General features: G+C 67.3%; 11 protein-coding genes. 1 reads left to right on the top strand and 10 read right to left on the bottom strand.

Annotation, left to right across the window (positions count from 1 at the left end; genetic code table 11):
• Nucleotides 1-127: 127 nt before the first annotated feature.
• Nucleotides 128-502, top strand: a complete 375-nt coding sequence (locus IEZ21_RS42365; RefSeq protein WP_033327102.1) for a PRC-barrel domain-containing protein — start codon at nt 128-130, stop codon at nt 500-502.
• 174 nt (nt 503-676) lie between these two features.
• Here the strand turns inward: IEZ21_RS42365 and IEZ21_RS42370 are convergent, their stop codons facing one another.
• The 10 genes from IEZ21_RS42370 to clsA form a co-directional block, all read right to left on the bottom strand.
• Nucleotides 677-2035, bottom strand: coding sequence for a DNA polymerase IV (locus tag IEZ21_RS42370; protein WP_189327148.1), 1359 nt, complete (start codon nt 2033-2035; stop codon nt 677-679).
• Between the two features lie 90 nt (nt 2036-2125).
• A complete protein-coding gene (locus tag IEZ21_RS42375; RefSeq protein ID WP_189327149.1) occupies nt 2126-2803 on the bottom strand; it encodes a MerR family transcriptional regulator in 678 nt (225 codons plus the stop codon).
• 244 nt (nt 2804-3047) lie between these two features.
• On the bottom strand, nt 3048-3521 hold the full coding sequence (locus IEZ21_RS42380) for a bifunctional nuclease family protein (protein WP_033327106.1): 474 nt from the start codon (nt 3519-3521) through the stop codon (nt 3048-3050).
• Between the two features lie 73 nt (nt 3522-3594).
• Nucleotides 3595-4323 carry a transcriptional regulator FtsR gene (gene ftsR, locus IEZ21_RS42385; RefSeq protein WP_189327150.1) on the bottom strand — a complete coding sequence of 243 codons (729 nt, stop codon included), beginning with the start codon at nt 4321-4323 and terminating at the stop codon, nt 3595-3597.
• A 42-nt stretch (nt 4324-4365) separates the two neighbouring features.
• The gene (locus IEZ21_RS42390; RefSeq protein WP_246568764.1) at nt 4366-5250 is read right to left on the bottom strand and encodes a zinc-ribbon and FHA domain-containing protein; all 885 of its coding nucleotides are present in this window, start codon (nt 5248-5250) and stop codon (nt 4366-4368) included.
• A gap of 148 nt (nt 5251-5398) precedes the next feature.
• Nucleotides 5399-6310, bottom strand: coding sequence for a DUF881 domain-containing protein (locus IEZ21_RS42395; protein ID WP_189327152.1), 912 nt, complete (start codon nt 6308-6310; stop codon nt 5399-5401).
• 5 nt (nt 6311-6315) lie between these two features.
• Nucleotides 6316-6648: a small basic family protein gene (locus tag IEZ21_RS42400; protein ID WP_033327114.1), complete on the bottom strand. Its 333-nt coding sequence runs from the start codon at nt 6646-6648 to the stop codon at nt 6316-6318.
• On the bottom strand, nt 6645-7547 hold the full coding sequence (locus IEZ21_RS42405) for a DUF881 domain-containing protein (RefSeq protein ID WP_189327153.1): 903 nt from the start codon (nt 7545-7547) through the stop codon (nt 6645-6647). The genes IEZ21_RS42400 and IEZ21_RS42405 overlap by 4 nt, the downstream gene beginning before the upstream one ends.
• Nucleotides 7548-7636: 89 nt before the next feature.
• Nucleotides 7637-10132, bottom strand: coding sequence for a mannose-1-phosphate guanyltransferase (locus tag IEZ21_RS42410; RefSeq protein WP_189327154.1), 2496 nt, complete (start codon nt 10130-10132; stop codon nt 7637-7639).
• Nucleotides 10133-10248: 116 nt separating this feature from the next.
• Complete coding sequence (gene clsA / locus IEZ21_RS42415; protein ID WP_033327119.1) at nt 10249-10857, bottom strand: cardiolipin synthase ClsA; 609 nt, start codon at nt 10855-10857, stop codon at nt 10249-10251.
• Nucleotides 10858-11058 lie beyond the last annotated feature (201 nt).

Genomic DNA, 11058 nt, shown 5'->3' on the forward strand with positions numbered 1-11058 from the left:
GCCGTTGACAGCGTACCAGCGGGCATCCCCCGAGTGGCCGCCCACCGCAAAGTGCTCTTTCGTAGTGCTTACGGATGCGTAGTGCTGCGTAGTGCTGACGGATGAGTTGCGACCAGCTGGAGGGCCCGTGCAGACCGACATCGATCCGCGCAACCTGATCGGCCGCAAGGCGTTCGACCGCAACGGCCACAAGATCGGCACCGTCGACGAGGTCTATCTCGACGACGCGACCGGTACGCCGGAGTGGGCGGCCATACGCACCGGCCTGTTCGGCAGGGACGCCTTCGTGCCCCTGGAGCCCAGCGAGCTGGTCGAGGGCAGCTTGCGGATCCCCTTCGACCGCGCCCTGGTCAAGGACGCCCCCGACTTCGGCGTCGGCCGCCACCTCTCCCCGGAGCAGGAACTCCAGCTCTACCACCACTACGGCCTCGACGTGACACCCCCGCAGCCCCCTCCACCAGACCGCGACTTCGGTCACCTGGCAGGCTCGGACGAGTCCTGAGCGGGGCTTGCCCAAGTCCGGCGCGGTACCCGCGCCCCAGGGAGGCCGCAGGCCTCTTAGGGGCGCGGGGCTGTATCGATTTGCGGCTCCGCCGCGATGGGGGTTCCCCCGCTCGAGCGAAGCCGAGAGTGGGGGAGCGACCAGCCACAACGGCCCCGCAGATTCCAGCCCGCGTTACCCAGCGGAGCGCAGCGGCAGCGGGTCCGCCGGCTCCAGTTCCGGATCGTCGACCCGGAAGGTGCGTACGCGCCCGGGTTCGGAGTCAGGTGTCTCGAACCGCACCGTGACCCGCCCGATGCCACTGCCCTGCACCCACCCGTGCCCGAACTCGGCATGCCACACGTCATGCCCCGCGGACCACCGCCGCACGGCGGGCGCCTCCTGCTCTTCGGCCGACTCCTTCGCCTCGTCCTGCGTCCGATGCTCCGGCTCATCCGCGTGAGCCCGGGCCTCGGCCTGCGCCTGAACTTGCGCGAAGAGATCCTCCTGCGTGTAGTCGGCGAGCCCCGACACCCCAACCCCCAGCAGCCGTACGCCGCCGGTGGTGTCCACGGACTCCAGCAGCCGCGCGGCCGCCTCCCGCACCACCGAGAGGTCGTCCGTGGGGCCCCGCAGCGTCTCGGAACGGGTCAGCGTCGAGAAGTCGTACCGCCGCACCTTGAGCACAATGGTCCGTCCCGACAGATGCGCGCCGCGCAGCCTTCGCACACACCGGTCGGCGAGCCGCTGCACCTCCATCCGCACCCGCACCCGGTCGTGGATGTCCACGTCGTACGTGTCCTCGACGGACACCGACTTGGTGTCCCGCTCAGCCACCACGGGCCGCTCGTCGTGCGCCAGCGCCATGGCGTACAACGCGATCCCGTGGGCCTTCCCGAGGAGCCGTACGACCTCGTCCTCACCCGCCTCGGCGATCTCCCCGACTGTCGTGATCCCGCCCCGCCGCAGATGGTCCCCGGTGGCCGGCCCCACCCCGGGCAAGATGCGCACCGACATGGGAGCGAGGAGTTCCCGCTCCGTCCCCGGCTCTATCACCACCAGACCGTCGGGCTTGGCCTGCTCGGAGGCGATCTTCGCGAGCATCTTGGAGGCGGCGAGCCCCACCGACCCGGTCAGCCCGGTGACGACCCGGATGTCCGCACGCAGCTTCGCCCCCGCCAGCCGCGCCGAAGCCTCGTCCCAGGCCGCTCCCCCGGCCTCCAGATCGACGAACGCCTCGTCCAGGCTCAGCGGCTCCACCAGCGGCGACAGCTCCCGCAGCAGCCCCATCACCTGCTCGCTGATCTCGCGGTAGAACCCGAAACGGGGCACCAGATACGCGGCGTTCGGCGCCAGCCGTCGCGCCTGCGCCATGGGCATCGCGGAATGGACCCCGAAGACCCGGGCCTCGTACGAGCAGGTCGCGACCACACCCCGCGGCCCGAGTCCACCCACGATGACCGCTTTCCCGCGCAGGCTCGGCTTGGCTGCCTGCTCCGCCGAGGCGAAGAAGGCATCCATGTCGAGATGCAGGATCGTGGGCGCGGTTCTCACATGTCCGATGCTGCCCTACGCCACTGACAATGCCCCCATACGCAGGAGCCTGCCCCGGTGCGTAGGACCCTCGCCCCTCCGACCGCTCGCTCAGACCGCGCGGTTGCGACGCCGCGCCAGCTCGTCCGCGGGATGGTGTCCGACGAGCGTCTCGCCCGTGTCGACGCGCTCCCCGTGCAGTTGCGAGAGCGCGCTCTCCACGTCCCGCCAGACCACACCCACGGCGATCCCGAAGATCCCCTGCCCGCCCTGGAGCAGCGCGTGGACCTCGTCGGGCGAGGAGCACTCGTACACCGTTGCCCCGTCGCTCATCAGCGTCATGCGCTCAAGGTCCCGGAATCCGCGCTCCCGCAGGTGCTGGACCGCGGTACGGATGTTCTGCAGCGCCACACCCGTGTCGAGAAACCGCTTGACGATCTTCAGGACGACAACGTCACGGAAGCTGTACAGCCGCTGCGTCCCCGACCCGTAGGCGGGCCGCACACTCGGCTCGACGAGGCCTGTCCGAGCCCAATAGTCCAGTTGCCGGTAGGTGATACCCGCTGCCGCGCAGGCCGTGGGACCGCGATAGCCGATCTCCTCGGACGCCACCCCGCCACCGTCCGGCACCGCCGTCGGCCGCTGCTGCGGAGCGTGATCGGCCGCGCTGCCCTGATGGGAGTACCCCTTGCTCGAGCGGAGCCGCGAGCTGGGGGGAGGGTACGGGCCGCTCTCCACCGGACTGCGTCCGGGGGCGCCCCCAGCCGTACCGTCGCCGCTGTTTCTCACGCCGACCTCCGTCCTTGACCTGCCTTCTCGACGGTAGGCAGTCACCGGGGGTGCGTCAACGACCACCGCACTCGGCACGCCGAGTGATAATCACCCTAGGAGTGGTTTCCCGCGCTCCACCGCCGGGAAAGGCTAGCCGAATGCTCTCGGCGCGACCGCCGCACGCCCTGTCGTCCGGCGGTCCCGGAGGGTCACTGGATATTCGTCCCGAAGCCGGGGCACTGGTTGTGGAGGTCAGGCCGGGTCACTGGCTGTTGGTCCCGAAGTCCTCGGGCGAGATCTGATCGAGGAACTCGCGGAACTTCTCCACCTCGTCCTCCTGCTCGTCCGGAATCGCGATCCCCGCGTCGTCCAGCACCCCGTCACTGCCGTAGATCGGCGTCCCGGTGCGCAGCGCCAGCGCTATGGCGTCGGACGGCCGGGCGCTGACCTCGACTCCGCTGGCGAACACCAGCTCCGCGTAGAACACACCGTCCCGCAGGTCTGTGATGCGCACTTCGGTCAGCTCCTGGCCGACGGCCTCCAGCACGTCCTTGAACAGGTCGTGGGTCAGCGGTCGCGCGGGAGCCATGCCCTGCTGTGCGAAGGCGATCGCCGTCGCCTCCCCCGGCCCGATCCAGATGGGGAGGTAACGGTCGCCTCCCACTTCACGCAGGAGCACGATCGGTTGGTTGGAGGGCATTTCGACCCGGACACCTACGACGTCGAGCTCGTTCACACAGCAACCCTAGGCCGTGCTCGGCATCTTTGGGTAGTCGAGCACGGAACGCGCGGCCGATCCGGCCTCGAGTTCAGGGCAGCCGTACTCCTAGAGCGGACTGCACCAGCGCGGCATGCAGCTTCACCGCCAGCCCCGCCAGCTCCTTGGTCCGCGCCTCCGCGTGTGCCCGGGTCTGCGGATTGCGGTGCAGGCGCAGCGGGGCGACGACCTGGTCGACGAGCCCGGCCTCACGGTCGGCGGCGGCCTTCACGGCGCGCAGATGCCGCGGCTCGATTCCGGAACGCCCGAGTTCCACGACAAGGCCGGCCACGGTCACCGCCTCGGCGTCGTAACCCCCATCCGGCAACGGCATGATGAGCCCGTACGACTCCCACTCGTCGAGCTCCTGCTCACCGATCTCGGCGGCGGCCAGCAGCTCGGCCCGCCCGATCCGCACCGCGGTGGGTCCCTCCGGTTCGTCGACGGCCTCGCCATCACGCTGCCGCCCCAGCGACGGCAACTGCACCGCCTCACCGCGCTCCACGGCGTCCAGATGCTCGCGGATCACCTTCAGGGGCAGATAGTGGTCCCGCTGCATCCTCAGTACGTGGCCCAGGCGCTCGACGTCTTCCGGGCTGAACTTCCGGTACCCCGACGGCGTCCGCTGCGGCTCGATGAGCCCCTCCGACTCCAGGAAGCGGATCTTGGAGATGGTGACTTCGGGGAACTCGTCGCGCAGCACGTTCAGCACCGTGCCGATACTCATCAGCCCACTGGCGGCGGCGCCGTTCCCGGCACCGCCGCTCGGTGTTTGAAGCATGGCCCTTCCCTGGGGTCCCCCCGGACGGATTCTGGGGGAGGGTCAGATTCCCCGCTGGCTCGCGTAGAAGACCAGCCTGTACTTGCCGATCTGCACCTCGTCACCGTTCGACAGCGGGACGGAGTCGATCCGCTCCCTGTTGACGTACGTGCCATTCAGGCTGCCGACGTCCGCCACCGTGAACGTGCCGTCCGGCTGCCGACGGAACTCCACATGACGACGCGACACGGTCACGTCGTCCAGGAAGATGTCGCTCTGCGGATGACGGCCCGCCGTGGTCAGGTCACTGTCCAGCAGGAAGCGGCTACCCGAGTTGGGGCCGCGGCGCACCACCAGAAGTGCCGAGCCGAGCGGCAGCGCGTCCACAGCTGCCTGCGCCTCGGGAGAGAGCATCGGCATCTGCGTCTGGCCGGTGGCCTCGGCGTCATAGGCCTCGAGGCCCGAGATGGAGATCGTCGAGGTGGTCTCCGACGGACGCTCGGCGACCGCTCCGGCCCGCAGCGGCGCGCCGCAGTTGGAGCAGAACCGGCTGTTCTCCGCGTTGCGGTTCCCGCACCTCGTGCACACCAGGGCCGACATGGACGGATCCTCCTGCCGCGGCTGTCCTGCCTGGGCATTGGACGCGTACGGATCGGGGGAGAACCCTCCACCCGCACTTGAGGTTGACGGTTCCCCGAAACCTATGCGGCCGGACTGGGCAGGGTCAACAGACGGCGCGCCCTGACCACCGGAAATGTCACCACCCGGGCCACCGAGCTGATCTCGGAACAGCGGGCGCTCCCCCTGCCCTTCGGCATCTTCATGGCGCGACGCGCGATGCCGGGCAGTGGCACTGTCGCTGCCCTCTTTCGCGCTCTTGCCAAACCACTTCGCAAACAACTTCACGGGCGATTCCCCTTGACCGAAACAGACCCGCCCGTGGGGCAGGACGAACCCTGATTACACACAGCGGTCGAGCCAGACATCCTCACAACGTCCGCATCCACCAGACAGTTTCCACCACGCACCACCCATTCGGTGCGTCGACCCCCCGCAACGTCATGCCCTCGACGAGCGGCCCGCATGCGCCCCCGCCTCATGAGGAGGACGACCGAGCGTAGTCAGGCTGCTTCGCCGGTCGCAAGGCGTCCACGACGATCTTGTCGGAGCGCTCCACCGTGACAGTGGCCTGCTCCTTCTCCAGAGTCTGCACCACCCCGCCAGGGATGTTGAGCGCCGGTTCGAGGTCCTGCGGTCTTCCGATGACCTTGAAACGATAGGGCGGGCTGATCTTGTTCCCGTCGACGCTCACTCCGCCTCCGTTCGCGTCCGTCAGATAGGTGCTGGCGACCACCCGTACGCCATTGACCTGGATCGCCTCCGCTCCGGCTGCGCGCAGCTCCTGGATCGCGTCGAGCAGCATGTCGGCCTCGACCGCCCCCTTCGTGTCGTCGATGGTCAGCGTGATGCCGGGTCCCTGCGCCGCCACCGTGCCCGCAAGTATGCCGAGCTGCTTCTCCTTCTCGACTGTCTGCTTGCGGGCCTCCTCGGCCTGGTCCGAACTGTTCTCCAGCTCGGTGCGCTGATCTTCGAGACCCCGTTTCTCCTCTTCCAGACGCTGAGTACGGTCGTCCAGTTCATCGAGGATGCGTACGAGATCTTCCTGACGCGCCCCGCGCAGGGCGCCGTCGCCGTCGCTGTTGGACGCCACCTGAACAGCCAGGCCGAAGCCGAGGCCGAACAGCAGGAGGGCGACGATGAACTGCGCACGTGAAAGACGTGGCGGCCATAGACCGTTCACCAGCCGCTGACGACCGGACAGGGTCGGCCCGGCCTGCTCCGGCTCGGTCTCCGGTTCTTCCGAGGCTTCGGTTTTCGGTGTCTCCGAAGCCTCGGTTCTCGACGCTTCCGGCGCCTCAGCCGGCACCTCTTCGGGCAGCTTCTTGCGCAGCGGGTTCTCAGGGGCCGGCTTGGGGGCCTTCTCAGGGGTCTCGTCCTGGTTGCTCATCGGCCTCACGCCCGGAACACGTGCCGGCGGATCGCCGCGGCGTTGGAGAAGATGCGGATACCGAGGACGACCACGACGCCCGTGGACAACTGAGCACCGACGCCGAGCTTGTCGCCCAGGAAGACGATCAGCGCGGCCACCACGACGTTGGACAGGAAGGACACCACGAAGACCTTGTCGTCGAAGATGCCGTCGAGCATCGCGCGCAGCCCGCCGAACACGGCGTCGAGCGCCGCGACCACGGCGATCGGGAGGTACGGCTCGACCACCGCCGGAACTTCCGGCCGAACCAGCAATCCAGCCAGGACTCCCACGACGAGGCCCAGTACGGCGATCACGATGTGCCCTTCTCTGTGCTCGGCTCTGCTGTTCGTACGATCACGCTCGGCGCGGCGGGCAGTTGGACGTCGTCCTCGACGGAAAGAGCAGTCCGGATCCCGAAGTTCTCGTGCAGCGCCTGCAGGTACAACCCGTCAGCACTGCTCTGGAACTCGCTGCTCAGCCTCTTGCCGTCCCCCACCGTGAGCACCGTGTACGGCGGCACCAGCGGCTTGTTGTCGACCAGTATCGCGTCACCCGCCGCCCTGATCGCGGACAGCGCCGTCAGCCGCTGCCCGTTGATCGAGACGGCTTCGGCGCCCGATGCCCACAAGCCGTTGACGACCCGCTGCAGATCGCGATCCCGTACGCGCCCCGTGTCGGAGAAGCCCGACGTCTCGCGCGCGTCTGAGTCACCGCTCTGATCGGCTTCCTTCGCGTCGTCCACGACCAGCTTCACGCCGGGACCGTGCACTTCGACCGCTCCGGACAGGATGCCGACCAGTTCGCCCCGGTCGCCGCCGTGTTTCTTCAGCGCCTCGCGCTGTCGAGCACTCACGTCGTCGCGCAACTCGTCGACACTGTCCTCGATCTTGTCGGCCACCGCGGTCTCACGGTCGATGCGGTCGATGAGTTCCTCGCGCTCCTTGGCGACGACGGGAGCCGCTATCCGCGCCTGTGCCGCCCCCACAGTGACCACCAGGGCCGCGAGTACCAGGCCGGCCGCGAGACCGAGCTTCGCCCGCAGCGTCTTCGGCATGCCGCCTGCGTTCTCGGCCTTCTTACGGGCGGCCGCCTCCGCGTACCCCTCATCCAGGCTGTGGTCCATGACGTTGGTGAGCAGCGACATGGAGGCGTCCGGACGCGGAGGGCGCGTGGGGGTGCTCCGAACGGGGGGGTACTGCGGCATGCCGCACATCGTCGCACGTCGCGACCGCTACCTCCGAACGGCCCCACCGACGTGCCGAACGGACCCCATTGGGGGCACCGTTCGGCACGCGCGCGTGCTCAGCGCCCGGCGCTGTCCACCACGGACGACCATTCGTCGAGCAACGCCTGGGCGGACGCATCGTCGGGCCCCTCGGCCCACAGATGCGTGACCGCCTCCGCCGGATCCGGCAGCACCATCACCCAGCGCCCGTCGGTCTCCACGACCCGTACGCCGTCGGTCGTGTCCACGAACCGATCACCGGCCGCCTCCACCACACGCCGCATCACCAGGCCCTTGACAGCCCAGGGAGTCGCAAGATCGCGCTTGAGGACATGCGCCCGCGGAATCCGCGCGTCGATCTGGCTGAGGGTGAGCTGCGTGCGCGCCACCAGACCGATGAGTCGTACGAAGGCCGCCGTGCCGTCGAAGACACTGCTGAACTCCGGCACGATGAACCCACCGCGCCCATCGCCTCCGAAGATCGTCGAGTCGTCGCGCCCGACCCGCGTCAGATCGTCCGGCGAGGTGGTCGTCCAGTCGACCTGAGTCCCGTGGTACGCCGCCACCTGCTCGGCGATCCTAGTGGTGGTGACCGGCAGTGCCACCCGCCCGCTGCGCCGCTCGGCAGCCACCAGGTCGAGCATCACGAGCAGCGCCCGGTCGTCCTCGACGATCCGCCCCTTCTCATCGACGAGCGAGAGCCGCTCACCAACCGGGTCGAACCGCACCCCGAACGCGGCCCGCGCCGAGGCCACGATCTCCCCGAGCCGCACAAGCCCCGACCTGCGCGCATCCGCCGTCTCGGTAGGCCTACGCTCGTCTAGACCGGGATTGATGGTCAACGAGTCGACACCGAGCTTGCCCAACAGGCTGGGCAGTACCAGTCCGGCGCTCCCGTTCGAGGCATCCACGACCACCTTCAACCCGGATTCGGCGATCCCGGTCGTGTCGACGTTCCTGAGCAGGGAGCCGGTGTACGAGTCGAAGACGCTGGCCGGAAAGTGCAGGTCCCCGATCTCGCCCGGGAACGCACGCCGGTACTCCTGCCGCGCGAAAACCCGGTCCAGCTTGCGCTGACTCGCCTGCGACAGATCCGCTCCGCGCCCGTCGAAGAACATGATGTCGACCGAGTCCGGAACCCCCGGCGTCGTCCGGATCATGATCCCGCCGGCACTGCCCCGAGCGGTCTGCTGCCGCGCCACCGGCAGCGGTACGTTCTCCAGGTCCCGTACGTCGATGGCGCTGGCCTGCAGCGCCGAAATGACCGCCCGCTTCAGCGCACGAGCACCCCTGGAGTGATCGCGGGCGGTCGTGACCGTGGAGCCCTTCTTGAGCGTCGTCGCGTAAGCCCCGGCGAGGCGCACTGCTAGCTCCGGCGTGATCTCCACATTCAGGATTCCGGACACCCCGCGAGCTCCGAAGAGATGTGCCTGACCGCGGGACTCCCAGATGACCGAAGTATTGACGAAAGCGCCGGCCTCGATGGTCTTGAACGGGTAGACGCGCACGTTCCCCTGCACGATCGATTCTTCGCCGACGAGGCACTCATCACCGATGACGGCGCCGTCCTCGATACGCGCGGCACGCATGATGTCGGTGTTCTTTCCGACAACACAGCCGCGCAGATTGCTGTGCTGGCCGATGTACACGTTGTCGTGAAGAACGGCCTTGTGCAGAAAGGCCCCGCTCTTCACCACGACGTTCGAGCCGACAACGGTGTGCTCACGTATTTCGACGTCGGCCTCGACCTTGGCGTAGTCCCCGATGTACAGCGGCCCCCGCAGCACTGCATCGGGATGTACCTCAGCGCCCTCGGCCACCCACACACCGGGCGAGATCTCGAAGCCGTCGAGCTCGACATCGACCTTGCCCTCCAGGACATCGGCCTGCGCCTTCACATAACTCTCGTGTGTACCGACGTCCTCCCAGTACCCCTCGGCGATATAGCCGTAGACCGGCTTGCCCTCCTTCATCAGCTGTGGGAAGACATCACCGGACCAGTCGACGGGAACATCAGCCTCGACATAGTCGAAGACTTCGGGCTCCATGACATAGATGCCTGTATTCACGGTGTCCGAAAAAACCTGACCCCAGGTCGGCTTCTCGAGGAAGCGCTCGACCTTGCCTTCTTCGTCGACGATGGTGATGCCGAATTCCAGCGGATTGGGGACCCGCGTCAAACAGACAGTGACAAGCGCTCCCTTTTCCTTATGGAAGTTGATCAACTCGGTGAGATCGAAATCGGTCAGAGCATCACCGGAGATCACAAGGAAAGCGTCGTCCTTCAACGCCTCTTCGGCGTTCTTGACGCTGCCGGCAGTACCGAGTGGCTTCTCCTCATTGGCATAGGTGAGCTCCATTCCGAGCTCTTCACCGTCGCCGAAGTAGTTCTTGACGAGCGAGGCCAAGAACTGGACAGTTACGACGGTCTCGTTGAGCCCATGCCGCTTGAGCAGCCGCAGCACATGCTCCATAATTGGGCGATTGGCCACGGGCAGGAGCGGCTTGGGCATGCTTGAGGTCATAGGACGAAGGCGTGTGCCTTCGCCTCCGGCCATCACGACGGCCTTCATGTCGGAAGCGTCCTCCTTGAAGAGATGACGGTCTAGCCGACTTCGCCCATCCAGATTGTCCCGCACATTACGTCTGCGGGCCATCAGAGGCCACTACGACTGCCCATTCGGCGAGCTCAATCGGCCATGGCGTCCGCGCGGACAAGGCGGCGGACCTGAACCACGTAGAGGATCCCTGCCCACCAGTAGAGCGTTGTACCCCATCCTGCGAACGCCCATCCGAAAATAGCAGCGAGTGACGCGATCCATCCACTTCCGTCACTGAGCAACAGCAACGGGAAGGCATACATCAAGTTGAACGTAGCTGCCTTCCCGAGGAAGTTCACCTGCGGCGGCGGATAGCCGTGACGCCTGAGGATGCCCACCATCACCAGCAGAACCAGCTCTCGCGCCAACAGGACGGTCGTCAGCCACAACGGCAGAATCTCGCGCCAGGTGAGACCGACCAAAGTCGACAGAATGTAGAGCCGGTCGGCCGCGGGATCCAGTAGCCGGCCGAGACTGCTGATCTGGTTCCAGCGCCGGGCGAGCTTGCCGTCCAAATAGTCGCTGATCCCGCTCAGCATGAGCACCAGCAGCGCCCAGCCGTCACTCTTGGGCCCGCCGAACTCAGGCCAAAGGATCAGCCACAGGAAGACGGGGACTCCAACAAGACGCGCCATGCTGAGGATGTTCGGGATGGTGAGGACCCGGTCTGTCTGGACGCGGGTCTCTTGGACCTCCACCCGGGGCCTCCTGTGGGAACGTGCCGACGTTGCGACCTGACCTTACCCGCAGGCATCTCCCTGCGGCGCGGAGGGGGTTCGGGAAGCATCCTGGAAACAAAAAAGCTCCGGTCCTCAGACTTATCGTCCGAGGACCGGAGCTCCAAAGGGAGTTCGGCGGTGTCCTACTCTCCCACAGGGTCCCCCCTGCAGTACCATCGG

Source organism: Streptomyces flaveus (assembly GCF_014647675.1).
Lineage (GTDB): Bacteria > Actinomycetota > Actinomycetes > Streptomycetales > Streptomycetaceae > Streptomyces > Streptomyces flaveus.

Bases quoted from the DNA above. Each gene is read 5' to 3' on its own strand.
- ftsR (WP_189327150.1), bottom strand. From the start codon at position 4,323: ATGCTTCAAACACCGAGCGGCGGTGCCGGGAACGGCGCCGCCGCCAGT.
- IEZ21_RS42395 (WP_189327152.1), bottom strand. From the start codon at position 6,310: ATGAGCAACCAGGACGAGACCCCTGAGAAGGCCCCCAAGCCGGCCCCT.
- IEZ21_RS42405 (WP_189327153.1), bottom strand. From the start codon at position 7,547: ATGTGCGGCATGCCGCAGTACCCCCCCGTTCGGAGCACCCCCACGCGC.
- IEZ21_RS42410 (WP_189327154.1), bottom strand. From the start codon at position 10,132: ATGAAGGCCGTCGTGATGGCCGGAGGCGAAGGCACACGCCTTCGTCCT.